The sequence below is a fragment of the Pedobacter sp. TM02 genome (genome assembly GCF_059705275.1).
The window spans coordinates 4205151-4231592 of sequence record NZ_AP046530.1 but is presented as its reverse complement, the minus strand read 5'-3'; the positions used below and the strand labels follow the sequence as shown (position 1 = coordinate 4231592).

At 45.8% G+C, this 26442-nt stretch carries 23 protein-coding genes and 1 tRNA gene; 11 read left to right on the top strand and 13 right to left on the bottom strand.

From position 1 onward, the window contains the following. Positions 1-115: 115 nt before the first annotated feature. Both AC6H1S_RS18265 and AC6H1S_RS18260 read right to left on the bottom strand, forming a co-directional pair. On the bottom strand, positions 116-2536 hold the full coding sequence (locus tag AC6H1S_RS18265; RefSeq protein WP_497564540.1) for an outer membrane beta-barrel protein: 2421 nt from the start codon (positions 2534-2536) through the stop codon (positions 116-118). A 20-nt stretch (positions 2537-2556) separates the two neighbouring features. Then, complete coding sequence (locus AC6H1S_RS18260) at positions 2557-2991, bottom strand: MarR family winged helix-turn-helix transcriptional regulator (RefSeq protein ID WP_199139885.1); 435 nt, start codon at positions 2989-2991, stop codon at positions 2557-2559. 207 nt (positions 2992-3198) lie between these two features. Here AC6H1S_RS18260 and AC6H1S_RS18255 point away from each other — a divergent pair, with 207 nt between their 5' ends. The 4 genes from AC6H1S_RS18255 to AC6H1S_RS18240 are packed head-to-tail and all read left to right on the top strand — an operon-like array spanning position 3199 to position 7480. Then, positions 3199-4347 (top strand): DNA polymerase III subunit, encoded by a 1149-nt coding sequence (locus tag AC6H1S_RS18255; RefSeq protein ID WP_199139927.1) that lies wholly within the window; start codon positions 3199-3201, stop codon positions 4345-4347. A gap of 1 nt (position 4348) precedes the next feature. Beyond that, a complete protein-coding gene (locus tag AC6H1S_RS18250; RefSeq protein WP_497564539.1) occupies positions 4349-5764 on the top strand; it encodes a PSP1 domain-containing protein in 1416 nt (471 codons plus the stop codon). Further along, positions 5757-6224 (top strand): gliding motility lipoprotein GldH, encoded by a 468-nt coding sequence (locus tag AC6H1S_RS18245; protein WP_497564538.1) that lies wholly within the window; start codon positions 5757-5759, stop codon positions 6222-6224. Before AC6H1S_RS18250 ends, AC6H1S_RS18245 begins: the two co-directional genes overlap by 8 nt. A 59-nt stretch (positions 6225-6283) precedes the next feature. Continuing rightward, complete coding sequence (locus AC6H1S_RS18240) at positions 6284-7480, top strand: thioredoxin family protein (RefSeq protein WP_199139880.1); 1197 nt, start codon at positions 6284-6286, stop codon at positions 7478-7480. Between the two features lie 76 nt (positions 7481-7556). Here AC6H1S_RS18240 and AC6H1S_RS18235 read toward each other — a convergent pair whose 3' ends face one another. Further along, positions 7557-8858, bottom strand: coding sequence for a UDP-N-acetylmuramoyl-tripeptide--D-alanyl-D-alanine ligase (locus AC6H1S_RS18235; RefSeq protein ID WP_497564537.1), 1302 nt, complete (start codon positions 8856-8858; stop codon positions 7557-7559). An 87-nt stretch (positions 8859-8945) separates the two neighbouring features. Here AC6H1S_RS18235 and AC6H1S_RS18230 point away from each other — a divergent pair, with 87 nt between their 5' ends. From AC6H1S_RS18230 to AC6H1S_RS18215, 4 genes are all read left to right on the top strand, one after another. After that, on the top strand, positions 8946-11432 hold the full coding sequence (locus AC6H1S_RS18230; protein ID WP_497564536.1) for a M14 family metallopeptidase: 2487 nt from the start codon (positions 8946-8948) through the stop codon (positions 11430-11432). A gap of 283 nt (positions 11433-11715) precedes the next feature. Next, positions 11716-14769 (top strand): SusC/RagA family TonB-linked outer membrane protein, encoded by a 3054-nt coding sequence (locus AC6H1S_RS18225; RefSeq protein WP_199139874.1) that lies wholly within the window; start codon positions 11716-11718, stop codon positions 14767-14769. A gap of 16 nt (positions 14770-14785) precedes the next feature. Next, positions 14786-16213 (top strand): RagB/SusD family nutrient uptake outer membrane protein, encoded by a 1428-nt coding sequence (locus tag AC6H1S_RS18220; protein ID WP_497564535.1) that lies wholly within the window; start codon positions 14786-14788, stop codon positions 16211-16213. A gap of 134 nt (positions 16214-16347) precedes the next feature. Then, the gene (locus tag AC6H1S_RS18215; RefSeq protein ID WP_199139870.1) at positions 16348-17001 is read left to right on the top strand and encodes a hypothetical protein; all 654 of its coding nucleotides are present in this window, start codon (positions 16348-16350) and stop codon (positions 16999-17001) included. A 69-nt stretch (positions 17002-17070) separates the two neighbouring features. Here the strand turns inward: AC6H1S_RS18215 and AC6H1S_RS18210 are convergent, their stop codons facing one another. Continuing rightward, positions 17071-17481, bottom strand: a complete 411-nt coding sequence (locus tag AC6H1S_RS18210) for a DoxX family protein (protein WP_199139868.1) — start codon at positions 17479-17481, stop codon at positions 17071-17073. Positions 17482-17484: 3 nt separating this feature from the next. After that, positions 17485-18381: a S66 peptidase family protein gene (locus AC6H1S_RS18205; protein ID WP_497564534.1), complete on the bottom strand. Its 897-nt coding sequence runs from the start codon at positions 18379-18381 to the stop codon at positions 17485-17487. Between the two features lie 39 nt (positions 18382-18420). On the opposite strand from AC6H1S_RS18205, the gene metG reads away from it, so the two are divergent. Next, a complete protein-coding gene (gene metG, locus AC6H1S_RS18200; protein ID WP_199139864.1) occupies positions 18421-20529 on the top strand; it encodes a methionine--tRNA ligase in 2109 nt (702 codons plus the stop codon). Positions 20530-20549: 20 nt separating this feature from the next. Here the strand turns inward: metG and AC6H1S_RS18195 are convergent, their stop codons facing one another. Next, complete coding sequence (locus AC6H1S_RS18195) at positions 20550-20840, bottom strand: hypothetical protein (RefSeq protein ID WP_497564533.1); 291 nt, start codon at positions 20838-20840, stop codon at positions 20550-20552. A 193-nt stretch (positions 20841-21033) separates the two neighbouring features. Between AC6H1S_RS18195 and AC6H1S_RS18190 the strand changes: the two genes are divergently transcribed. Next, positions 21034-21273 (top strand): GIY-YIG nuclease family protein, encoded by a 240-nt coding sequence (locus AC6H1S_RS18190; protein ID WP_497564532.1) that lies wholly within the window; start codon positions 21034-21036, stop codon positions 21271-21273. Positions 21274-21280: 7 nt separating this feature from the next. Continuing rightward, positions 21281-21352: transfer RNA gene (locus tag AC6H1S_RS18185), tRNA-Arg, on the top strand. Between the two features lie 63 nt (positions 21353-21415). On the opposite strand, the gene AC6H1S_RS18180 is transcribed toward AC6H1S_RS18185, so the two are convergent. The 7 genes from AC6H1S_RS18180 to AC6H1S_RS18150 form a co-directional block, all read right to left on the bottom strand. Next, a complete protein-coding gene (locus tag AC6H1S_RS18180) occupies positions 21416-21772 on the bottom strand; it encodes a bleomycin resistance protein (RefSeq protein WP_497564531.1) in 357 nt (118 codons plus the stop codon). Between the two features lie 20 nt (positions 21773-21792). Then, a complete protein-coding gene (locus tag AC6H1S_RS18175) occupies positions 21793-23373 on the bottom strand; it encodes a glycoside hydrolase family 43 protein (RefSeq protein WP_497564530.1) in 1581 nt (526 codons plus the stop codon). A gap of 74 nt (positions 23374-23447) precedes the next feature. Continuing rightward, a complete protein-coding gene (locus AC6H1S_RS18170; RefSeq protein WP_497564529.1) occupies positions 23448-24167 on the bottom strand; it encodes a hypothetical protein in 720 nt (239 codons plus the stop codon). Then, positions 24164-24988, bottom strand: coding sequence for an oxygenase MpaB family protein (locus tag AC6H1S_RS18165; RefSeq protein WP_497564528.1), 825 nt, complete (start codon positions 24986-24988; stop codon positions 24164-24166). Before AC6H1S_RS18165 ends, AC6H1S_RS18170 begins: the two co-directional genes overlap by 4 nt. Positions 24989-25175: 187 nt before the next feature. Next, entirely contained in the window at positions 25176-25616 is a 441-nt protein-coding gene (locus AC6H1S_RS18160; protein WP_199139999.1) for a pyridoxamine 5'-phosphate oxidase family protein, read from the bottom strand. A 110-nt stretch (positions 25617-25726) separates the two neighbouring features. Beyond that, the gene (locus AC6H1S_RS18155; RefSeq protein ID WP_497564527.1) at positions 25727-26245 is read right to left on the bottom strand and encodes a thermonuclease family protein; all 519 of its coding nucleotides are present in this window, start codon (positions 26243-26245) and stop codon (positions 25727-25729) included. Next, positions 26224-26436 carry a hypothetical protein gene (locus tag AC6H1S_RS18150; RefSeq protein ID WP_199140003.1) on the bottom strand — a complete coding sequence of 71 codons (213 nt, stop codon included), beginning with the start codon at positions 26434-26436 and terminating at the stop codon, positions 26224-26226. The genes AC6H1S_RS18155 and AC6H1S_RS18150 overlap by 22 nt, the downstream gene beginning before the upstream one ends. Positions 26437-26442 lie beyond the last annotated feature (6 nt).

The following is a 26442-nucleotide window of genomic DNA, read 5'->3' as shown; positions in this document are numbered from 1 at the left end:
CGAGAGCGCCTGTGGCGACTGGTGTAGGAAATAAGGTCCTTTGTCGGAAGTCTAAGCCCAATGTCGTTGACCATCGGCCATAGACAATCGACTTTAGACCTCCGGACTCCTCCTGCTAGGTCCCCGCCCTGTTGATTTCATCGCTGGCCCCGCCTGCCGAACGCTTGGCGGCTTTTAACGGTTTGCCGAAACGATAGCTAAATCCAACGTTCAATACTTGGGTGTCCCGCCATAAAATAAAATACTCGTTGGCACCCGGAAAATCGGTTAAGCCTTCCATCGATTGGGTATGGAAAATATCACGTGCGGTAAGCCTCAAGGTGCCGTTGCCCTTGAATAAGGTTTTAGCCAGGCCCGCCGATACCTGCCCGGTTGGCGAAAGCAGCTCCTGCAAATCGTTGCGTGCCTTGGTGGTGTAAAAGCCCGAAAGTTCGGCATTAAGCGTTTTGCTGATCCTGAACTGGTTGTTCATGCTGTTGTGCAGCTGTTTTACCGACGATTGGTAGTTTACCTGTTGGTAGCCACTCAGTTTTTTGTAGTTGAAGTTGCTTTGTGCGGTTAACGACCACCAGTTGAATGGCGATACCTGAAGCGTTATCGCTACGCCCAAATTGTGCATTTGCCCCACGTTGCCATCGGTGTACACCAAGATGTCGTCGCCCTCGGCCAAAAATAATTGCGAGAAATAATTTTTAATGCCGCTATAGGAAACCGCCGTAGTGAGCAGGTTTTTGTACGAATGGCTCAGCTCGAAATTCCAGGTGTATTGAGGCAAGAAGAACGGATTGCCTCGCTGATAGGTGTATTTGTTGATGATAAACACAAAAGGATTCAGCTTTTGGTAAGGCGGGCGGTCAATCCTGCGTCCTGTGGTCAGCGTAAAGGCGTTTGACGAATCGGCTTGATAAGTAAGATAGCCTGAAGGGAAAAAGTCTTGATAGGTTTTGGTAAAACGGCTTCCGGTTTTTATCGCGTTGCCCAATTGATCGGCTACATAATGCGTATTTTCATAACGGAGCCCCAGTTGATAGCTCAAACGGCCCACCTTGTGCTCGAGGCTGCTGTAAACCGAGTTGATGTTTTCCTGGTATTTGAAATGATTGCTTTTATTGAGGTCTGCCTCCCAGTTGCCATTGCGCAGCAATTCGTAGTTGGCCTGGTTGTCGGTGCTGATGTTCGACGACTTCGCCCCCGCTTCAAGCTTGGCGTTCTTACCGAGTTGTAAAACATAATCTGCCTTGGCCGAAAAAATATGGAGCTTAGAAGGAATGCTGCCCCTTGATCCCTGATTGTAAGCCACGGACCCGGTACGGATGTTGTTGAAAAACTGGTTGTTGTCAATAGAATAGCCCAAATAATCTACATCAAAGCCAATATCCTGCGTTTTGCTGATGTTGTGGCGGGCATATACATTAACGGCGCCATTTTTAAGACCGAAATCGCTGGTGCCAATGGTGCTGATGGCCGAATCGGTAACCTGTTTGCTCATCCAGGTAGCCACAGCAGTACTAATACCCGTACGCGAAACCAAATTGCCGGTTAAAGTAAGACCAATCGTTGTACGGTCGGAGGCAAAAAAGTCGACCCCTGTTTTAAGCAGGTGCGGACTGTTGGTGCTTTTCAGATACGAGGGCTGGTCGAGCGCCGAAGTAACCGTTCCCTGGTTGTCGAAGTACTGGCGATACGCATAAATAGAAGTGTAGCCTTTGTAATAGCCATAGCTGTAATTTACGAAAGTATTGACCTTCCCCGAGCGCAGGTTAAGCAAAAGCGAGTTGTTGCTTTTCAGGTATTTGCCTTGGCCCAGGTTAATGGCGATGTTGCCGTTAAAGCCCTCCTGCTTGTTTTTCTTGGTTTTGATGTTGATGATGCCCGCATTGCCGTTGGCATCGTACTTGGCCGAAGGGCTGGTAATCAACTCGATCTGGTTTACCTGCGACGAGTTCATGCCGCTGAGCAGGTTGTTCAGTTCGCTGCCCGAGAGGTAGGTTGGTTTATCATCAATCATCACCAGCACGCTGGGTTTGCCCTGCAAGCTGATGCCACCGTTTTTATCAACCATTACTCCCGGCGATTTTTCGAGTACCTCTAGCACTGTAGTGCCGGCATTGGTTACTGCGGCATCTACATTCACCACGGTTTTGCCCTGGCTGCGTTGTACAAAAGGCTTGCGCGATGTAATGGTTACTTCTTGCAGATTTTTGGTGCTTGTGCTCAGGTTAACGGTTAAGGTTTGCGTACCCGGCAACTGAAATGTAGCGCTGTTTTTGTTGCCAAAACCTACTGCCACAACGGTAGCATAATATGGGCCTTGGGCAATGGCGTAAAACTCGGCTTGGCCTTTTTCATTGCTGATGGCCGCTTTAACAAGGGCTTTGTTAGCGGCCTTGTGCAGTTCTACCGTAGCATTGGCAACAGGTTGCCGTTGTTCGTCTAGTACCGTAACCAATAAGGTTGGAGCCGGGTTCTGTGCATGTAGCTTAAAGCCTGCCATGAGGCAAAGCCATACTAAAAATAATTTGCGGGTTGGTTTCATTTGTTTGGTTTGTTGTTTGGTCAGGATTCCTGGCAATTGGCGATAATCCGTTGCATCAATTGCTTCATCTCTACGATGCTTTGTTGGTCGATGTTTTTTAAGGCCTTGGTTCTGTTTTGGATAGCGATTTCGTTTACCTTTTGGGTTACCTGATAGCCACTATCGGTTAAGGTAAGCGTTACCCGCCTGCGGTCTGAAGGATGGGCCTCTCGTACCAGATAGCCCGCGGCAACCAGCAACTGGATAATGCGCGTAATGGAAGCATTGTCCTTAAACACAATTTTGCTGATGTCGTTCTGCGTAATGGTGGGGTTTTCGGCTACGCTTTTTAAAATGAGCCATTGGTCTATAGTAATGTCATAGCCCGCCTGGCGTACGTTGCGCTGCGCAAACTGGTTGTAGGTTCTAAAACACTTGTCTAAAGTGTAAAGCATCGTGTCGTTGAGGTTTTCCATAATGCAAATATATGTATGCCAAATCAATTATTGATATATCAATTAAATTTTTACAATACCAAAGGCTTGCGTATAGCGGAGTGCGTATTGAGTTTAGGGAGCAGGCCTAGAAGCGCATTACGCAATACGCACTCCGCTATACTCGGTACGCATACCAATCTCACATCTCCTGCCCCACATCTCAAATCTATTTCTTATTTTGCACCAATGCAGTTCAAAGAGATTATCGGACAGGAAAACATCAAGCAACAACTCCTGCAAACCGTTGTAGAAAACAGGGTGAGCCATGCGCAGCTGTTTTTGGCGCCGGCAGGAAACGGAGCCCTTTTGCTGGCCATTGCCTATGCCCAATACATCAACTGTCAAAACAGAACCGCTACCGATAGCTGTGGCGAGTGTGCTTCGTGCCGCAAGTACGAAAAGTATATCCACCCCGATTTGCATTTCTCTTACCCGTTTTTTGCTTCGAAAGATGTCAAAACCGCAGTCGATGTGCTCGACGAGTGGCGCAGTTTGTTGCTGGAAGAGCCCTATTTCGACCTGGATATTTGGCGTTCTAAATTAAGTGCCGACAACAAGCAGGCCAATATCAATATTGCCGAGTGCCACGATATCATCAAAAAACTAAGTTACAAGGCATTTGAGGCAGATACCAAGGTGCTGATCATGTGGTTGCCAGAGTTTTTGGATAAAGAAGGAAACGCCTTGCTGAAAATTATCGAAGAACCGCCTGCAAACACCCTTTTTATTTTGGTGGCGCAAAACCAGGAACAGATTTTATCAACCATATTATCGCGGACGCAAATTGTGAAGATTCCCAAACTGGCCGACGAAGTGGTAGAAAACTACCTCATCAACAAGGCGCAGCTCTCTGCACAACAAGCCATCGAATACAGCTTTCTAGCCGATGGCAACCTGATTGAAGCCAATGCGCTGCTCAACGATGTAACCAACAACAATGCAGGCCTGTTTGCCGAATGGCTAAGGCTGGGCTTTGGCAACCGCGTACCGGCCATGATTGCCTTTACCGATACGGCTGCCGGCTGGGGAAGAGAGAACCAAAAGAATTTTTTAAAGTACGGCATCAATTTTTTACGCGAGTGCAGCTTGCTGCTGAGCGGGGCCTACGAATTGGTTAAATTACCGCCACAGACGCTCGAGGTGGCGCAAAAGCTGTCGGAAAAGGTACTGGATCTGGCCATGGTAGAGGCCTTGATTAACGAATTGGAACAGGCGCATTACCACATTGAACGCAATGCGAATCCGAAAATTCTGTTTTTAGATGTATCTTTACAATTAGTTAAAATAATAAAATTTAAAACGCTCCCTCAGGGGACTCAATATATATACAACTAATATGGGATGTGGAAGTTGTTCAACAGGAGGCGGTTGTGCCCCTGCTGGCTGTAAAAGCAATGGCTCTTGCCTAACGGGCGGCTGCCAGAAAATGGAAGTACACGATTGGCTGTCTAACATGGACATGCCTGCTAACTATATACCTTTTCAAGTAATTGAAGTGAAGTTTAAGGGCTCCAGAAAAGAGTTTTTCTTAAACAGCGACAATATTTACCTTGAAATAGGCGAGCTGGTGGCCGTTGAAGGACCAACCGGAGGCTACGATGTAGGCCATGTTTCGCTAACCGGCGAATTGGTGCGCATGCAGATGAAACGCCGCAAAACGCATCTAGACCAAGTTACCCGAAAAGTATACCGCAAGGCCACTGAAACCGATGTAGAGAAGTGGAAACTGGCCAAGGAAATGGAATGGGAAACCATGCACAAGGCCCGTACCTTGGCACTTGATCTGCGTTTGTCAATGAAAATTAGCGACGTAGACTATCAGGGCGACAAAACCAAAGCCACCTTTTTCTATACCGCCGAAGGCCGTGTAGATTTTAGGGAACTGATTAAAAGAATGGCCGAAACTTTTCGTATAAGAATTGAAATGCGCCAAATCGGGATGCGCCAAGAAGCCGGTCGTTTGGGTGGCATTGGTTCTTGCGGCAGGGAATTGTGCTGCTCTACCTGGCTCACTAACTTTAAAACGGTATCAACCGCTGCGGCCAGATACCAAAACCTATCGTTAAATACCTTAAAACTGGCCGGACAATGTGGCAAGCTGAAATGCTGCCTTAACTACGAGCTAGATACCTATTTGGATGCGCTTAAGGATATTCCAGACCGCATCGAATCGCTGCACACCGAAATCGGTGTAGCCCGCCACCAAAAAACCGATATCTTCAAAAAACTGATGTGGTTCAGTTATGCCAATCAGGAAGACTGGATCCCGCTCAAGGTAGACCGTGTAAAAGAAATCATGGCCATGAACAAGCGTGGCGAAAAACCGGTTAATCTAAAAGAAGAAGCCGTAGCGCTAAAACCAGCCGCGGTAGTAGAGAAAGTATACGATTACGAGAACGTTGTTGGCCAAGACAGTTTAACCCGTTTAGACGAGAAAGCCAGAAACCGCAACAACAACCGTAACCGCAACAAAAACAACAAAAGCGATCAGCAGCGTGGCCAAAATCAGAACCAAGGTCAGCAGGCCAAGGCGCAGCAACAAGGCAACAAACCTGCACAGGGCAAAAACCAGCGGCCTAAGCAGGGGCAACAGTCGCAAAAGCAGCCGCAAAGCCCTAAACCTGTAGCAGAAGGTGGTGCAAACCAGCCACAAGCGCAGCAACAAGGCAATCGCAATAACCGCAACCGCAATAAGAACCGTAACAAAAATAAGCCGAACAACCCGTCGGGAACCCCACCAAAAAATGAATAAGCTTAATTCTGTCTTCCTGTTTTTGGTCGCTTTGACCATGTTTTCGGGTTGCATGAACAATGAAGTACTCGATGTAAATCAAAGTGTTGCCGACAATAGCTGGGCTTATGCCAAAAGTTTGAAGGCCACATTGGAGGTGAAGGCCGCAAACCAACCTTACCAAATCAGGTTCAGGTTGCGCCATACCACAGACTACCGCTATGCAAACCTCTACGTGGTGGTGCATTTGAAAGGCAGCGGACTGCAAAAAAGCACACGCTACCAATTTAAGCTGGCCAAGGCAGATGGCGAATGGCTTGGCCAGGGGTCGGGAGCTATTTATACCCATACTTTCCCTTTGTTCAGCAACTTGCGCTTTCCAAAAGCCGGAAAATATGAAATCGAGATAGAGCAGAATATGCGCGATAATCCTTTGTTGGGCATTAGCGATGTTGGCTTGAGCATCAGCAAGCAGCAGTAGCCATAAAGACCGGTAAGATTATCGAAATTTGCCATTTAAGGGAACAAAAAAAATAACAGATGAAGAGATTAGTATGGGCATTGAGCCTGTTTTTAATGACTGCATTTGCCAATGCGGCCGAAATTAATTTTATGGATAATCCGGCCTGGAACACGGTGTTGGAAAAAGCCAAAAAGGAAAACAAAATGATTTTTTTGGATGGCTATGCCACTTGGTGTGGCCCTTGCAAAACCATGGATGCCGAAACCTATAAAAACCAGGCGGTAGCCGATTATTTCAATGCCAATTTCATTAATGTTAAATACGACATGGAAAAGGGCGAAGGCCCAAAACTAGCCGAGCAATACCAGGTTACGGCCTATCCGAGCTTATTGTTTATCAATGCCAATGGCAATATCCTGCACAAAGGCGTTGGCTTTCACGAAGCTGCGGATTTTGTAACCTTGGGCCAAACTGCCAAAAACCCGGAAACGCAGTTTTTTACGCTAAAAAACAAGGCCATGGAGCTGAGCAATGCCCAGTTTGTAAAATTTGCAGCCATGGCCGCCGAATTTGAAGACGAGGACTTTACGCAGATCAGCAACGATTACCTGGCCAAACAAGCCGATATTTTAGGCAATGCCGACCTGATCGACCTGGTGATGAACCATATAGAAACCCTGCCCGACGAAAAGTCGTTGGCTTACATTATTGCCAACAAAGACAAGATTGTAAAAGGAGGCAAATATACCGCACAAGATGTGGAAGAGCGCATGATTGGCCTTACCTTGGGTTATGCCGTTTCCGGAGCCATCCAGGGCGATTCGGAAGAGCCCGATTTTGCGGCCGTAAAAACGGTACTGGATAAATACATTCCCGAAAAATCGTTCTTTATCTATCATTTTTTCCAAACGCAGTATTTCTTAAACAGCAAGAAAACCGACGATGCGATTAAGGAATTCAATATCCTTTTAGACAATACCCCGGCTAAGGTAGACTTTGAACATTTATGCAATGCCATGATGACCTTTGGTCCGGTATTGGCCGAAGAAGGCAAGCTGGCGCCGATGCTGACCAAGTTCGAAAGTATCGTCCTGCCGGCAAAAGATGCCAAGAAGGCCTACCTTAAAGATTATGTAAAGGCTATTCTTTTTATCAAAGCCAAGGATTTTGAGAAATTCAAAGCCCTAGCTAACAGCATGATTGCCAATCCTGATACACCCGATGCCATTAAAGAAGACCTGAAAAGCGCTTTGGCCCAGATCGGAAAAATGTAGAAACGCACTTTCGAAGTTATCATGAAACACCTGCGAAGTTTTTAAAACTTCGCAGGTGTGCTTAAAGTATATTCTTTTAAAGCAAAGGCAACAATTGCTCTAAGGCCATGCCTCTGCTACCTTTTAGCAAAACCAGATTGTCTTTAATCGGATTGGCCTTGAGGTAAGCCGATGCTTCGGCCGGTGTGCCAAAAAACTGTCCGCTATAGCGGTCTTTTAGTGCATAAAAATATTTGCCAATAAAAACAACATCTTCTATTTCCAACTGTGAGGCCAGTTTGGCCACTTTTTCGTGTTGTGCAGCCGATTCTTCGCCCAGTTCGAACATATCGCCAATAATGGCCGTTTTGTGCGGGGCGCTCAGTGCTTTCAGGTTATGCAATGCGGCGCTCATGCTGCTGGGGTTGGCGTTGTAAAAATCGCAGATAACCGTATTGTTGTCGGTTTTGGTTAATTGCGAACGGTTGTTGGTGGGAAAGTAATGGGCCAGCCCGTTGTTGACCTCTGCGGCGGTTAGCCCAAAAAAATGTCCAATGCAAATGGCGGCCAATATGTTCTCAAAATTGTAGGTTCCGGTTAAGTTGGCTTTGGCCTGGTGGCTTTCGTTGGCCGTATGCCATTCCAGTTCAATCAGCGGATCGCTATGCAACAATTGGCCGGTAACGCTGTTGCCTTCTTCCGTGCCGTAATAAACAACCTTATTCAGTTCGGCCCTTTCGCTCATTTCGATGAGGTAAGGATTGTTGCGGTTAATAAAAGCAAAGCCATGTGTTTTTTTCAGGTAGGCATAAAGCTCGGCCTTGCCCTTTTTCACACCTTCAAAGCCTCCAAATCCATCTAAATGCGCCATACCGACATTGGTAATGAGGCCATGGGTAGGCTGGGCAATTTCGCACAGCATGGCAATTTCGCCCTGATGGTTGGCGCCCATTTCAATAACGGCCATTTCAGTCTCGCGCGTTAGCGACAAGATGGAAAGCGGTACACCGATATGGTTGTTCAAATTGCCTTTGGTGGCAAAAGTATGATACTTTTCGGCCAAAACAGCCCTGATGAGCTCTTTTGTGGTAGTTTTGCCATTGCTGCCGGTTAGGCCAATTACCGGAATTTGGAGTTGCCGACGGTGGTGTTTGGCCAAATCCTGCAAAGTGGTGAGCACATCGTTTACCAAAAGGCACCGTTCGTTGGTGGCATAAGCCTCATTGTCAACAATGGCAAAGGCCGCGCCCTGTTCCAAGGCCTGCTGGGCAAACACATTGGCGTCAAAATTTTCGCCTTTTAGGGCAAAAAACAAGCATCCTGGGCTAATGTTGCGGGTATCTGTACAAACGATGGGGTGTTGTAAATAATATTGGTAAAGCTTTTCGATATGGACCATTGCAAGCGGATAAGTTGAGGTAAAATTACAAATGCAAAGCTAAAAAAAGCATTCTTTTTAGTATTATTGATTATTAATCACCATCATATGAAAAGATCGCTACTCTATTTATTGCTGTGCTGTTTAGGTGTTTCAAGTGCAATGGCTCAAACACCATCGCCCGACGAATTTTTGGGTTATCCCTTGGGCAGCCACTTTACCCCACATCAAAAGGTTGTCGATTATTTCAAAAAAGTAGCTTCGCTCAACAAAAACATCAAGCTGCAAACCTATGGGAAAACCTACGAGGGACGCGAACTGTTGTTGGCGGTTATTTCCGATCAAGACAATATGGATAAGCTGGAGCAAATCCGTACCAATAACCTTAATTTTTCGAGCATTACCAAAACACCAGCCAAAATGAGTAAGCAACCGGCTATTTTGTGGCTGAGCTATAATGTGCACGGCAACGAGGCCAATTCGACCGAAACCTCTATGCGGGTGTTGTATACCTTGGCCCAGGCGGCAGATGGCAAGGTGAAAGATTGGCTAAAAAATACGGTAGTGATTATCGATCCCTGCTTAAATCCTGATGGCAGGGAGAGGTATGTGAGCTACTACAACATGGTAAGTGGCAAAGTGCCTAATCCAGATCCTTCGGCCAGAGAACATAGCGAGCCATGGCCTGGGGGTAGACCCAACCACTACTATTACGATCTTAACCGCGATTGGGCCTGGCAAACGCAGGTTGAAACCAAGCAAAGACTGGTGGCTTATCACCAGTGGATGCCACAAGTGCATGTCGATTTTCACGAACAAGGCTATAACGAACCGTATTATTTTGCACCGGCGGCAGAGCCGGTTCACCAGGATATTACGCCTTGGCAAAGGGAGTTTCAGGTTATTGTAGGAAAAAATAATGCCAAGTATTTCGACGAAAACGGCTGGCAATATTTTACCAAGGAGCGTTTCGACCTTTTGTACCCTTCTTATGGCGATACCTATCCGCTGTATAATGGGGCGATCGGCATGACTTATGAGCAGGGCGGAATCAGGGCCGGCTTGGCGGTGGTTACTGCCGATGGAGATACACTGACGTTGAAAGACAGAATAGACCATCATTTTACCACTTCAATGGCTACACTGGAAACGGTATCGGCCAATACCGAAAAACTGATGAGCGAGTATAAAAAATACTTCGAACAAAGTGCCAGCAATCCGCCAGGCGCTTATACCACCTACATTGTAAAGGCCCAGAATATTTCGCGTTTGCGCAAACTGGCCGATTTGCTCAAAAATAACCACATTGCCTTTGCCTTTGGCGCCGAACGCACGCTGAACGGCTATAACTACGAAACCCAAAAAACCGAGAGTTTTAAGGTTGAGCGCAACGACCTGATCGTAAACCTGCAGCAGCCCCACTCGGTAATGGCCAATGTGCTTTTTGAACCGCAAACCAAGGTAACCGATTCGAATACTTACGACATTACGGCTTGGGCCTTGCCTTACGCCTATGGCTTAAATGCCTATGCTGTTAAAGAAGCGGTAACAGGAAGCTTTAATTTTATAGAAGAGAAAAAAGAAACCTTACCTAACTTGGCTAAGCCTTACGCCTGGGTTATTCCATGGAATTCGGTAGCCGACGCACAGGTGCTTATTGCTCTGCAAAGGCAAAAAGTAAAAGTGCGGATAGCCGAAGAAGGCTTCACCATTGGGGGCAAAGCCTACCCGGCAGGCTCCTTGCTGGTTTACCGCAATGAAAACGAACGCAACATGAAAGATTTTGGCAGGTTTTTAACCGAAACGGCCAAAGATTTTAACATAGCCTTTTTTCCGATTGCCAGTGGCTATGTAGAAAAAGGGAAAGATTTCGGATCCTCGGTTTACCGCCTGCTGGCCGTACCTAAAATTGCGGTAGTGGCCGGACAGGAAGTTTCATCTGGTGGCGTAGGCGAAGTTTGGCACTTCTTTGAGCAGGAACTGGGCTATCCGATTACGATGATCAGCACGCAGTCTGCCGCTTATTTAGACCTCAATAAGATCAACGTACTCATTATGCCCGATGGCTCTTATAACGATAAAATGGCCGAACAGTTAAGCAACTGGCTCAATGCGGGAGGCAAACTGATCTTAATGGAAGACGCCATTACTTCGTTGCTGGGCAAGAAGCCTTTTGAGATCAAGAAGAAAGAATACACGAAAAAAGACGAAAAAGAAGGTAACGAGCGCAGGTATGCCGAAAAAGACAAAGACGACCTCGAAAATGCCATTCCGGGAGCCATTTATAAGGTAAGCCTTGACCAAAGCCATCCCTTGGCCTTAGGCTTGGGCAAATATTACTATACCCTAAAAACCGACGAAAAGATTTACGAGCCCTTAGAAAACGGCTGGAACGTAGGTACGTTAAAAGCCAACAGCTACATGGCTGGCGTAGCCGGCGAGAAAGTGAAGAAAAAGCTCAATGCCGGTATGCTTTTCGGGGTACAGGAAGTAGGCCGAGGTACCGTAGTGTACCTGGGCACCGATGTGCTTTTCCGCTCGTTTTGGGAAAACGGAAAACAACTGTTCACCAATGCCCTGTTTTTGGTAAACTAGGTTAAATCGCGTCAAAAATCCCTTTTTCTCCCGCCGGGCAGGCGGGAGCGCTTTACCTTAAATAAACCGACAGATTTTGCAGGCCAGATTTCGTGAAGAAACTCGCCCCTATATCCTTTATGCCCGTTTCAGGGTAAAAAAGGCTGTTGTAACTTGTTTAAAAAGAGCGGGATGCGCCTTGTGCCAAAATCACCTTTGTTAAAGTTTTGTTAAGAAAACCGACGTGGTTGCGCTACTTTCATGGCATCCAATTCGGAAAATTTTTAACTAAAAACTATTCTTTATGAGAAAACTTTTACAAAGTTTGTTTCTTTTGATGCTGTTTGCCCTGACGGCAACGGCGCAAAACAAAACAATAACAGGACGGGTTCTTGGAGCGGCCGACGGCTTGCCAATTCCCGGTGTAAGCGTTAAAGCAGCAGGCACTAATATCGGTGTCCAAACCAATGTGGAAGGCCGTTATGTTCTTTCCATCCCATCTTCGATAGAATCTATTGAATTTTCTTATTTGGGCTTCTTAACCAAAACAGAAGTAGTTGGCAACAGAACAACCATCAACGTATCGCTCGAGAGCGACGAAAAATCGTTGCAGGAAGTCATCGTAACAGGTTATGGAAGTGCCTCGCGAACAAAAGTAACCGGAGCCGTGGGCAAGGTTACCTCTGAGAAGATCAATGACATTCCGGTAGGATCTATCGACCAGATTTTGCAAGGCCGGGTACCGGGCTTATATGTCACTGCCGGATCTGGCCAGCCAGGCTCCAATGCCCGTGTAACCATTAGGGGTATCGGCTCTATCAATGGTTCTACGCAACCTTTATACGTGCTCGATGGAATTCCAATTGAAACTGGTGTTTTTTCTACGATGAACCCTGCCGACTTCGAATCGGTTACGGTGTTGAAAGATGCTTCGTCAACGGCCATCTACGGATCAAGGGGCTCGAACGGGGTGATTGTAATTACTTCTAAAAGAGGTAAGGCAGGCAAGGTTGTTTTCAGTGCCAATACCCAATTCGGCTTTTCTAACCGCACCAGTCCGAAATTTGAAATGCTAAATACCGCACAGCGTTTGCAGTTTGAAGAAGAGGTAGGCTTGGAAAATAACCTGACCTTGGGTCCGGGCTGGTATCTTTCGGCAAAAAATCCGGCCAATGCAGGCTTGAGTTCGGCCGAAAAAGCAAGAAATGCGCAGATGCTCGATAGTTTGTCGAGAATTAAATCGCCTTACTTGGACATATTCTTTCAAAAGGGCAAGTTCCAAGAACATGAAGTGAACGCCAGTGGTGGCAATGAGAATTTTAGGTTCTATTCTTCGGCCAATTATTACAAGCAAGAAGGTATTGCCGTGAGGTCTGGCATAGAGCGCTATTCGTTCAGAACCAATGTAGATTTTAACCAGGGAAGATTGTCGGGTTCGGCCAATGTGAATGCCGGTTTCAGCAACAGTTCTTTGATTGAGCAGGAAAACAGCACCAACGGAAACAACCCGTTTTCGGCAGCCTACTATTCATTGCCTTACGAACTGCCTTATGTTAACGGTAAATTAATTACGGCTTATAATGCGGCTACCGCACTGCCTCCAGGATACGAATTGCTGGATACGAGAGAGGGCGCAACCGCACTCGATGCTTTGCTGAATTCGCAAAACAAATCGAACCAAACAAAAGCAGGCCTCAGCACCAATTTAAGGTACAGGATTACCAATGATCTTTATGCCAAAACCACATTTGGTATCGATTATAGAGAAACCAACGGTATCAGAACTACCGTTCCTTTCTCTGGCTATTCGGCGGCATTCGGCTTTCCGGGCAACCAAGGCCGGTATACCGAAGCTTATACCAGAAACCTGCAACTTACTTCTACCAGCGGTTTAACCTTTGCCAAAACGCTTAACGAGAAGCATGATTTTGAGGCCCAGGCCTTGTTTGAAATGAACAGGGTGAAGTTTAAAACCTTGTCTACTACAGGTTATGGTATCAATCCGAAGCTGCAGGGCACGCCTGCCGGCGTAACGCCAGGCTCGGCGGCCAATTTGTTTATCCCGCTCTTAACCGGAAACCGCTCGCAAAGTTTGTTGGCCTCTTTTATTTCGAGCGCCAGGTATACCTATGACGATAAATACACCGTTACCGGTAGCTATCGTTACGATGGATCATCAACCATTCCAAGTGCAAACAGGTACAAAGGCTTTTGGTCGGTTGGTGCCAGCTGGAATGCCAAAAAAGAAGACTTCATCTCTAAAATCGATTGGCTAAACGAATTGAGGGTAAGAGGAAGCTACGGCTTGACGGCAGCGCCTTTTATTTCCGATTTTGGATATTTCCAAACATATGGCAATACCAGGTACGGAACCTCAACCGGTATCGCCCCAACTTCGCCGGGCAACCCAGAATACGATTGGGAGTTCCAAAAACAACTTGACTTGGGCGTAGATTTCTCTGTTTGGAAAAATAGGGCGCGCTTTGTATTCGATTGGTACAACAGAAATACCTTTAATTTGTTCATCAGCCAAAGCTTGTCGTCAACATCTGGTTTCGGATCGCTAAACGTTAATGCCGGCAAAATGCGCAACAGAGGTATTGAGGCCGACGTGCAGGTAGATGTGGTTTCGCAAAACGACTTGAGGGTTACCTTGGGTGCAAACTTTAACTACAACAAAAATGAGATTACCGACCTTGGCCAAGTAAACGAATTTATCTTGGGAACCAGTATCGTGAGAAAAGGCCTTCCTTTTGGATCGCATTATCAGGTAAAATATGCCGGTGTGAATACCCAAACCGGCGAGCCGATGTTTTATAATCTCGACGGTACCATTACCACCAACTACAATGCCGCTACCCAATCGCAGGCTACCTTCGGAACCTACCAACCCGTATTTCAGGGCGGTTTTAACTTGAGCGCCAGCTACAAAGGCTTGTATTTCGATGCCTTCTTCTCGTTTGCAGATCAGGTAACCAGGTTCAACAACGAGGATTTCTTTACCCAAAACAGAACCTTCGCCACTTCAAACGTATCTACCCTGGTTTTAAAAAGATGGAGAAAACCGGGTGATGTAACCGATGTGCAATCGATCAGCTCGGTAAGAAGATTTTCTTCTGCCGACCTACAGGATGCTTCCTACATCCGTTTCAGGAACTTTAACATTGGCTATGCCTTCCCTAAAAAGCTGATGAGCAAAATCAAGTATGCTTCTGGCATCAGGGTATTTGTACAAGGACAGAACCTTTATACCTGGACCAAATGGAGAGGCTTTGATCCGGAAGATAACAATAACATCGCGGCATTCGAATATCCAAATGCCAGAACTTATACGCTTGGTCTGAAAGTTGATTTTTAATTTAAATAGCATGAAAATGATAAACATAAAAAAATACTTTATCCTCCCGGTTCTCGGAGTGGCCTTGTTATTGCAGGGTTGCGATAAAGATCTAGATTTAAAACCCACCGATTCGATTACCGGAGATATTGCATTTACCGCTGTGGCCGATTTGGAAAGTGGCTTGGTAGGCGCCTATGCCGCTTTAGGGAATAACGACATCAACTTGTCTAACTACCTGTCTGACGAGTCTTATTACCCGATTGAAAACAATACGGGTAGGGGTGCGATCCAATACCGGTGGGAATACGATTCTAGCGATGGTACGTTGGCCAACAATTTTGTAAACCTTTATGCAACCATTAACCGCGTAAATCAGGTGCTGATTGCGTTCGACCGTGTTCAGGCTACTTCTGCCACCGAAACCGCCACCAAAAACAAGGTGAAGGGCGAACTCTTGGCGCTACGGGCCTATGCACATTTCCAGTTGCTCAAATCTTATGCTTCGGGTTATAACGGAACCGATTTGGGCATCGCCTACATCGACGAAAAAACAGCTGGGGTATTTATCAAGCCTTCAAGGCTAAGCGTAGCCGAGTCGTTTGCAAGAATTGAAGCAGACCTGACAACTGCCAAAGGATTGATCCCGACTTCTTTTACCGATAATACAAGGATTACCAATAAAGGCGTGGCCGCCATTCAGGCCAGGGTTTATTTGTACGAGCAAAAATGGGATTTGGCCATTGCGGCAACCACCGAAGTGATTAATGCCATTCCGTTGGCAACCATCGCCCAGTTTCCTAATATTTGGACAGATGCCGGCAACAACGAAGTGGTTTGGAAACTGAAACGTGTGAGTGGCGATGCCCGTATCGGCGATCTTTTCGCTTCAACGGCAAACGCAGTAGAATTCGCCGCCTCGCCCAAAATCATTGCGGCCTTAACGGCCACTACGCCGCTTGTTGATGTGAGGTTTGCCAATTACCTGAAAATTACGCCAGGCCGGGGAACCAACAAAACCCCTAACCTGATTTCAAAATATTATGGCGGCAACAGCGCAACCAGAAACCTTGCCGACATTAAATTGTTCAGAACCTCCGAAATGTACCTGATCAGGGCCGAAGCCTATGCCGAAAAAGAAAATTATCTGTTGGCCGTTGGCGATGTGAACACGCTGAGAAGAAACCGTATTACCGGCTATGTTGACCTGGCCACTTACGCCGATAAACCATCGGCAGTTGCCGACGTTTACCTGGAGCGCTTCAGGGAACTGGCATGGGAAGGCCATCGTTATTTCGATTTGAGAAGAAGAGGCTTGGCAATTGACCGTTTGCCTTTGGCACCAGACGACAACAGCGGCGGGGCCGTAAACCTAACCTCGGGCAAAAAACAATATTTCATGCCAATTTCTACGGCAGAGATTTTGGCCAATCCAAACTATACCCAAAATCCGGTTTGGAAATAATATAAACAACAAAGCAAAAGGGTTTTAGGCCATGGCCTAAAACCCTTTTTTGTAAATAATGGAACTGCTTTTAGCAGGTTATGCGCCGTTTTTTCGTAACTTACTTTAATGAAGCGATTTTTATGTTGGCTGTAATGAAAAAGAAAATTTTAATAGCTGTTGCGGTGTTGGTTAGTGCGGTATTGGGCGCAAAGGCACAAACAAACATCGGCTACCTGAAGGATGTAAGCGGCAATACCGTAGAGCTGAGGACAAAGACCGAGCTGGTTGGCGATCCCTACCTCACCAAAGACTGGAGCAGGGCAATCATTACCACCACCGATGGCAAAAAGTATCAAGACGTTCCCATCAAATACGACCAGATAGAAAATGTATTGTATTTTAAAGATACCGAGGGAAACGCCAACAAGTTTGTTGATGCGGTTAAAGAATTTGTTTTGGTTGACGAAGGCAATGCCATTTACCGCGTATTTGCTGCGGGGAACAAGTTTTTTTATCATATTTTATACGATGGCAAAACGAAATTCGTACACCGCGACGCTAAATACCTCAAAGAAAATAGGGAGTATAACTCTGCCATTACCACCCAAAAAGTAGCTTCGGCTAACAAATACTATATCGTAAGGCCAGATCATAGCATGGAAGAAGTGAAGCTGAACAAAAAATCGATATTGGCCGTACTGGCAAACAAGGAAGCCGAATTGACCAAATACGTTAACGAAACAAAACCAGATTTAAGCACCGTTGAAGGCGTTAAGCAGTTGCTGGCTTTTTACGACCAGCTTTAACCTCGATTGTAAATAGATACCCACAAAAAAAGCCTGTTGTTTACAGGCTTTTCTTTTTTAAAAAGGTTGTTATTTCTTGTCGATACTATATTTTCCGGGACCAATAAACAACAGGCTGAAAAATACAATGGCCAGTTCTATGGCATGCGAAGCATCGCCCAGGCCCTGTTTTGGGTCAGACAGGTGAACCAGTGCCGCAATAATCATGGTAAACACCAAAAGCATATTTACCGGACGGAACAACAAGCCCAATATCAGCAGAAAACCGCCAAAAGTTTCGGTAGCAGCGGCCATAAAGCCCCATAGCACCGGTGCAAAATCAACGCCGATCAATTTCATGCTGCCCCCAATTTGGGTCCAGGTTTCTTGGCCGCCCCCTATTTTGGGGTAGCCGTGTATAATCATCATCGTGCCGAGGCCAAGCCTTAAAAGAAGAAGTCCGGTGTTGCGGTATTTACCTAAATTGTCGAAAACTGCCATTTTTTAAAATTTAAATTGAACGTTAGGGTGATCTATGCGTAAAGATACATTTTTACCCAATACCATGGCACGGTTGTCGTTGATATGGCCCGTCGGAAAATCGAAGCAAACCGGATAACCGTACTCCTTAACCAGCTCCCAGATTACTTCTTGCGGGCTTTGCCCAAAAGGAATGCTTTCTTCGGCTACCTCATTAAAAGCCCCTACCACAAGGCCTTTGAGCCGGCCCAGTTTGCCTTTGCGCTTTAAGAGCCGCATCATCCGGTCTATGGCATATTCGTGTTCGCCAACATCTTCTATAAAAAGGATTTTGTCGGTATAATCCATTTCCGAAACCGAACCTTCTACGGCGATGAGCAACGTGAGGTTACCCCCAATCAGCTGGCCCTCAACTTGTCCGTTGCGGCCTTTAAAACTGCTGGTGTAATGGTATGCCACAGGTTGGCCAAAGAGCGAATTTTTAAGGCTTTCCAATGCTTCGGGTGTGCTGTCGGCAAAAGTATAAGGCATTTGTGCGTGGATGCTCTGCATTTGCAACTGGGCAAAGGCATGCGATAAGAGCACGGTAATGTCGCTAAAACCGACTAGCCACTTGGGTTGTTGCAAAAATGCCGTAAAATCGAGCTCGTCTATAATGCGGAGCGTGCCGTAGCCGCCTCTGCCTGCAATAATGGCTTTGATGTTGGGGTCGTCGAGGTATTTTTGCAGGTCGTTTTTGCGCAGCTCGTCGGTGCCGGCAAATTGGTGGTAGCCGGCATTTACCGTTTCGCCCAATACCACCTCAAGCCCCCAGTGCTGCAAAATAGCAATGGCCTTGTCAATAGGCTTGGGCAATTTCTTGGCGGGGCATACAATTGCAACCTGATCTCCTTTTTTTAAATACGGTGGCTGTTTAATCATGGGTAAAACACTTATCTTTGCCAAAATAAATAAATAGTTTTGGATAACAGTAAAATTAAAAGATATACCGTAACGGCAGCTTTGCCTTACACTAATGGTCCGGTGCACATTGGCCACCTGGCGGGCGTTTACCTGCCGGCCGATACCTATGTGCGTTACCTGCGCTCTAACAAAAGAGACGTCAAATTTATTTGCGGTTCTGACGAAAATGGCGTGCCCATTACCCTGAAAGCCAAAAAAGAAGGCATTACGCCACAAGAAGTGGTAGATAAATACCACAAGATTATTGGCGATTCTTTTAGGGATTTTGGTGTTTCTTTTGATATTTACCATCGTACCTCATCGCTAACGCATCACCAAACCGCCTCAGCCTTTTTCGAAAACCTGTATAAAAAAGGCGTGTTTACCGAAGAGGTTACCGAGCAGTATTACGACGAAAAAGCACAAACGTTCCTGGCCGACAGGTACATTACTGGTACTTGTCCGAAATGTGGCAACGAAAACGCTTACGGCGACCAATGCGAAAACTGTGGCAGCACCTTGAATGCAACCGACCTTATCAATCCAAAATCTACTTTAAGCGGAGAGCCTCCCGTACGCAAGGAAACCAAAAACTGGTTTTTGCCATTGGATAAATACGAAGATCAGTTAAGAACCTATATCGAGAGCCATAAAGAATGGCGCCCCAACGTATACGGCCAATGCCAAAGCTGGCTCAATGCCGGTTTGCAGCCACGCGCCATGACCCGCGATCTGGATTGGGGCGTTAAAGTGCCTGTTAGAGGCGCCGAAGGCAAAGTGCTGTACGTTTGGTTCGATGCTCCTATCGGTTATATTTCGGCCACCAAGGAGCTTTGTAACTATCCGAAACTGGATGTATGGAATCCTAAGGCCGAAGAATACTATATCCGCCAGTTTGAAACAGACAAATGTGGCTGGGAAGAATACTGGCAAAGCGAAGACACCAAATTGGTGCATTTTATTGGCAAAGACAACATCGTTTTCCACTGCATCATTTTTCCGGCCATGCTGATGGCGCATGGCGGTTATATCTTGGCCGACAATGTGCCCGCCAATGAGTTTTTAAACCTGGAAGGACAAAAAATATCGACCTCTAAAAACTGGGCAGTATGGCTCAACGAATACCTGGTCGATTTTAAGGACAAACAAGACGTATTGCGTTATGTTCTGACGGCTACTGCGCCAGAAACCAAAGACAACGATTTTACCTGGAAAGATTTTCAAGCCCGCAACAACAATGAACTGGTGGCTATTCTGGGCAATTTCATCAACCGCGTAACGGTACTGACCCAGAAATATTTCGATGGCAAGGTGCCTACGCTGATGGAAGTAACCGAGCAGGACCAGGCGGTAATCGACGAGTTGAAAACCTATCCGGCAAAAATCAGCGCTTCGATAGAAAACTACCGTTTTAGGGAAGCTTTGGCCGAAGTGATGAATGTAGCACGCTTGGGCAACAAATACTTGGCCGAAACCGAGCCATGGAAAGTGATCAAAACCGACGAAGACCGGGTGCGTACCATTTTGAACATCAGCTTGCAGCTTGCGGCCAATTTGGAAATCCTGATTGAACCTTTCTTGCCTTTTACGGCCGACAAGCTGATGAAGATGCTGAACTACGGAGGCCATACCTGGGAAGATGCTGGCTCGATCCACTTGCTTAAACGTGGCCATCAGTTAAACGAGCCACAGCTCTTGTTCAGCAAAATAGAAGACGAGGAAGTACAGGCGCAGATAGACAAGCTGAACAACAGTAAAGCCGCCAATGCACAGGCAAGCGCTACGGTTGCACCAGCCAAGGATAACATCAATTTTGATCAGTTTGGCGCCATGGATATCCGCGTAGCAACGATTATAGCGGCAGAGAAAGTAGAAAAAACCAAAAAGCTGCTGAAATTAACCGTCAACACCGGCTTAGACGAACGTACGGTGGTTTCGGGCATTGCCGAATACTACCAGCCCGAAGAAATTATTGGGCAACAGGTAAGCCTGTTGGTTAATTTGGCACCACGGGAAATCAAAGGAATTGTTTCGCAAGGCATGATTTTAATGGCCGAAGATGCCGAGGGGAAGCTCACTTTCGTGGCGCCTACAGCTCAATTTGGCAATGGCAGCGTAATCAAGTAGGTCGATTTACGATTTTGGATTTAGGGATTGCGGTTGATAATCCGGCTGGGAAAACTTGGCAGCTGGGTTTTATCGGCTTTTTTAGAGGACTGTACCATCTTTACGCCAAAGAAAAGCAATAAGCCGGCAGGGACAGCAAAAATAGCTTCAAAAACCAAAAAACTGGCGATGGTGGCAAATCGTTCCATGTTGGAAGTCATTTGCCCAAGCTTGGCCAGATCCGGTTTAGCGATTACAAAAAATATAAGGCCACAGAAGATGCCCAAAATGCAGGCAATGATAATGAATAAGATGCCGAGCGTTTTTTTCATAGTCAAATATAAAATGGTGCAGGAATAGTTTCAACTAAATTGCTGATGCATCTGATAATTTTTATATTTGTGCGCTTGAAAGTGATTGATGATCAAAAATCGTAAATCCACAACCTGAAATAAGACTGGTCCTGTAGTTCAACGGATAGAATACCTGCCTGCGGTAGGCAGGGAAGTTTCCTAAACTTTAGCGATGAGCATTTATACTGTGTATGCAATCAAAAGCGAAATGGATGGGCGAGTTTATGTTGGGTTTTCTTTAGACGTAGAAAGAAGGCTGAAAGAGCATAACGCGGGCAAAACAAGGTCAACAAAAGGTTACAGGCCTTGGCGGTTGATTTATACAGAAGAAGTAGAAGGCAGGATAGTTGCCAGAAATAAAGAAAAGTATTTTAAATCCGGAATTGGTAAAGAATTTTTAAAATCTTTGTAAACATATTGGTCCTGTAGTTCAACGGATAGAATAGAAGTTTCCTAAACTTTAGATATGAGTTCGATTCTCGTCGGGACCACTGCAAAAAAAGCCTTTAAACAATTTGTTTAAAGGCTTTTTTAATGTCGCGTCATTTATTCTCCTAGCCATTAACAGGCTTATCATCGGCAAAGTAAAAAATATTGCCGTTGTTGTCTACTACGGCAAATTGCCTCAAGCCCCAAGGCATCATTTGGAGCGCCCCATTCGGGTGGATCAGGTTTAGTGCCTGGTATTCTTGATAAAGCGCTTCGATAGCGGTTACATAAATATAACAGCCCATGTTGCGGCCAGCTTCTGGGTCTTCGCACCGAAACAGATGAACATGAATGCCGTCGCGTTCAAATATCAGGTAGCCATTGTTGTTGGTACAAAAGGTAAAACCCAATTGTTGCGTATAGAAGGCTATGGTTTGAGCTTCGTTAAGCGAGGCTAGTATGGGGGTCGAACGTTTGAACATTGCAGGGGGTTTAATTGTCGTTAAAAACTGTTTTGGCCCGTAAACCTGAACCAATTAAAATCGGCGTAGCCTTGCTCTCCTTCTTTCTTGGTGCTGTAATTGAACAGGGCAAAACGATTGGCGGTCCAGTCATATCCCAAGGCCATCTTCAGTTTGTTCCCAAAGGAAATAAAATTTTTGCCGTCTAAGCTATAGAAGAATGAGGCTAGAAAATCGGTATGGGTTAAGTTGGCCTTTATCCAAAGCTTACGTTGAGCAAAATTAGTGATGCTGTCGATCGTTTTTCCATTATTTACCATGAGTAAGGTTTTTTGATCACCCTCTTTTCGAACAGCAATATAAGCGTATGGCGACTGAAAAATACCAAATCCGGCTATATTTCCATCTTTCAGGCCACTGATGTCCAGCTCCACAGTACCTTCCGAAAAGGGCCCTTGCACCCTTTGGGTAAGCGTATTGCGTGCTGTTGTGAGCTCTTTTGCCAGCGAGGCATGCAAACGCATATAGCCTTTTCTTTCTTTTAAAGACCACTTATCGTGATCCGGATTGTGGTTCCATTGCCATTGAAGCCCAAGCGTTGCTTGATTAAATTCATCTGATGTTGCAGGCACGGTGATGGGATAGGTTTTCCCCACATTGGGCTTTTGATAATTCGTAACTCCTTTGCCATCTATGCCCAGCATAGGCCAGCCATCTACCCAGGTAACGGGTTCTAAATTAGGAGTACGGCCAATTGGTCCGCGGTCTTGCATAATCATAAACCACCAAGAACCGTCTTTGAGCTGCACCATTCCACCCTGATGCAAGCCGTTGCCTGGATAAGTATGGTCGTCGTTAATGACAACTTTTGATTCGTAAGGCCCATAAATATGGTCTGACCTTAAGCAAACCTGCCTGCCTTTTGTACCTCCGGTAGTGCTTAAAATGTAATATTTTCCATTAACCTTATAAAGGTGCGAACCCTCCAAATAGGGGTAGTCTCGGTTATTGTAAATTTCCTTTTGTGGTGTTTTTACCGATTTGGCATCCGCATTTAGTTCGGTAATGTATAGCTTTTGCTGACCATGGGCTACATATACCTTGCCATCATCGTCAAAAAACAAACCCGGATCATACAAATATTCAGGGAAAATGGTCCTCGTCCACGGGCCCTTGATGTCTTTCGCTGTGCAGATCGAAAAATGGCCCTTTTCCTTGTCCCAATTTGGCGTACAGAACCCTATATAAAACAATCCATTGTGATGCCGGATGGTGGCTGCCCACGACCCCCGCAAGTATCTGTTGCCATTCTGCAAATTATAGCGAGGATCTTCATCGTATCTGTCAACAGCATAACCAGCCATTTGCCAGTTTACCAAGTCATTTGATTTCAAAATCGGACAGCCGGGTACATAATGCATGCTCGTTGTAACCAAATAGAACGCATCGCCTACCCTAATGAGATCCGGGTCGGGCCAATCGCCCCAAAGCAAGGGATTTTTAAAATTGCCATTGCCCAAGTCTGGCGCCCATTGATTGGAGCTAGCTTGAACTTGCGCTTTACTAGGCAAAAAAGCCAATAAGCAGCAATAGATAAGCAGAAGTTTGGTTTTTGCGTTCATCGGTAGATAGGTATTGTACAATAAAAATAACCAATTTATGCAGAACCTATTTAACAATGCGGGCAAGATTAAATTTATTTCCCTTTCAAAGCCTTGTGGTATTCGCCCAGGCACTGATCCAGATCCTGCCCTTGCTGGTGGATACAGTCGCAAAAAATAAGGCAGGCCTGTGGGTTGGCGCTCCCCTTGCATTGTTTTTCGCAATCGCTTAAGGTATTGCGGGGCTTAAGATCGAAAATGTTCGTCAAAAAGAACCCCACAAGCACAACGGTTGCCATTGAGCCAAAAAAGAAAGCCGTTGGAAATTTGCGGGTAGTAACGCTTGGCGGTGGCAGATACTGTTGGATGGTGGTACGTTTAAAAGGGAAAATAAGCTTGAGCCGATCGTAATACCAACCAAGAAGATAGAGGTTGGCCAGCACCATAAATGGCGAAGAAAGCAATGAACCATCAAAACGCACCGCCAGAGAAAGGATGCAGATGTTCAGGATGATCGGAAAATAGAGCAGTGCACCCAGCAAAGCCGTCCGGGGAATTAGCAACAAAACGGCTGCCATTACCTGTGCAATGCCAATAAAGGTGTAATAATAACCTGTGTGGTGGAGCGCCTCCAGGTAATGGCCCATGGGATGGTTGTTAGACAAAGAAGTGAAGCGCTCGCCCATAATTTTGACCAATCCCGATGGGATAAAACCAGCGGCTAGGGCAAGGCGACAAAAAATGGCAAAACGGCCAAACCAAATGTTTTGCTTTACTTGGGCATGAAGCCGGTCGAGGGTAGCTGAAATGTTCATAAAAGCGTTTGGATAACTGTTTTTCTTGATGTTGAAGGATAAGCATAGCCGTCTAGTGCCTTAATTTCTTCTTTATAGGCTACCGGCAGCAAGGCGTTTTTAAGGACTGGCTGCAGTCCCACCCAGCGGCTAATTTTGTATGAACCGAGCATGACGGCCGCCAAGGGATTTTTCCCGAGCCCCAATAATTCGTTTACCTGTTGCGGTACCAATAAGCGTTGGGCCAGCCTTAAAATAAGAAACCGGAACCCGCCCAAATGTTTGCGGTATTGCAGGTAAAGATCTTTGGTAAAATCGCCGTATTGAAGGTTTGCAACCAGGGCAGAGTTTCTTTGAACAAGCCATTGTGTATAGTTGCTGGGCAGGCTGTGGAGCTGCATGCCCGTACCTAATCGGTAAAACACATCAAAAATCTCTTCTTTTTCGGCCATCTCTAGTTTTCTTTCCAATAATTCATACGCCCGTATTGAATAATCGATCAGCAAATACAATACATCACGGTAGGCCCAGTCGGGGATGTTTTGGCCTCGCTGGTTTTCAACGCCTTTGTGGATAGACGCAATTTTGTCAATAGCCTGCAGGGCATCGCCGTAAGTGGCGAAAACAATTTGGCGTGCATAAGATACCGTTGAGAACAGGCGCTTGAGCGGATCGGCAGGCAGCTTTCCGGTAAAATAAAGCCAGTCTACCGCTTTGTTCAGGGCAAACTCTGCGGCGGCTCCCGCAAAAATCAGCAAAATGGTATCGCTGCTGCCCCAAATTTGGCGCACAATCGAATTTTTATCGACGAAGTATGATACATTTTCTCTATCCAAAACCATTACGGCCGTTTAATAAGTGGCCGGCAATCACAAAGTTAGGATATATATTTTATACTTTGAAATAAAAAGTGCTTTGTAAAAATAAATCCGGCTAATGAAGCCTTCCTTTAAACCAGGCAAAGCCTAGCGCATTGCCATGTGGCAGGGCGTACGGATTAGGAAATTGGTTAAAAGGCTTGTTGGGTTATTATTCGTTATGGCTTTCGAAACGGCCGCTTACGGTATCGATGGCAATCTTATACACAATCAACTGATTGTGCTTAGCGGGGTCAATGCCATGCGAAGTTTCCCTTGGCGTGTTTTCCTTTAACGGCATCATTTTTTGGATAATGCCCTGCATCACCTGTTGCCGCTCCTGATCGTGGAGTTCTTCAAACCGACCATCAATAACAACGCTTTTCCAGTGGAAGGAGTTTTTGATATCGCCAATCTGGAAACAAACCTTCGGGTTTTGGCGCATCATGTCGATCTTTTTGCCGGGACCAGAATGTGCGTAAAGCGCATTTTCGCTGTAGATAAAATTGACTGGCACCACATAGGTTTCGCCATTGGCATGGCAACCTAAGTAACCATATAACTGATTTTGAAGCAGGTCTAGAATTTCCTTTTTGCTGAGTTCTCCGAGCATAGCCTATAGTTTAATGGGTTGGTGATTTGGCACTGTCGAGATAATTAATTATAAAGCAATATACGGTTTAATTGGCGAAATATATCTGCATTTAGGAGGGTTTCCCTTAATTATTGAATAGCCCGTTTCCTGAGTTTTCTCCATTCCCATGGGGCAACGGGATGGGCATCTTGCCAAACCCCTATTTTTTGTTTTCGGGCTTCCTGTTCCAGTTTGGCGTAAACCGGGTCTGCTGAATATTTTACAAAATGCCAGGCCATACCCAATTTAATCATTTCCTGGTTTACGATTTGGTGCTGCTGGTTGGTGACAATAGCCACCAGCCTTCTGTAACGGTCGTACTTTTGGGACTGAACCTTTACCTGCTGCCCAAAACATAAATCGGATAATGCTTTTTTGGCTTGTGTGCCAAAGGGCTGCGCATGCCTTTGCTCCGGGCAATCGATGTGGGCCAAACGCAATTTGATGGGTCGCTGTTGGTAAAGCACCTCCAAGGTATCGCCATCCATAATGCGGATTACTTTGGCGGTAAAAGTCCTGTTTTGAAAATCTGTATCATGCTGTTGCTGGTTTAGCAAAGGGCAGCAACAGCAGATTAAAAACGTCGCTACTGTTTTTCCCAGCCACATAAGGTTTTCCCTTCTTTTTTAGCTTTTTCTAAGGTCGTTTTAAGGGTTTTATAGCTACAGTTACGCAAAGCACGACAGTTGGAGCTGAGGTGGTATTTTTTGGTCTTGCCATTGTTGCAGATGTATACATCGGTTGGTTCGGCACAAGAAAAATAGGTAGAGAAAGCCAAAAATAGCAATAGGGTTTTCATGATGAT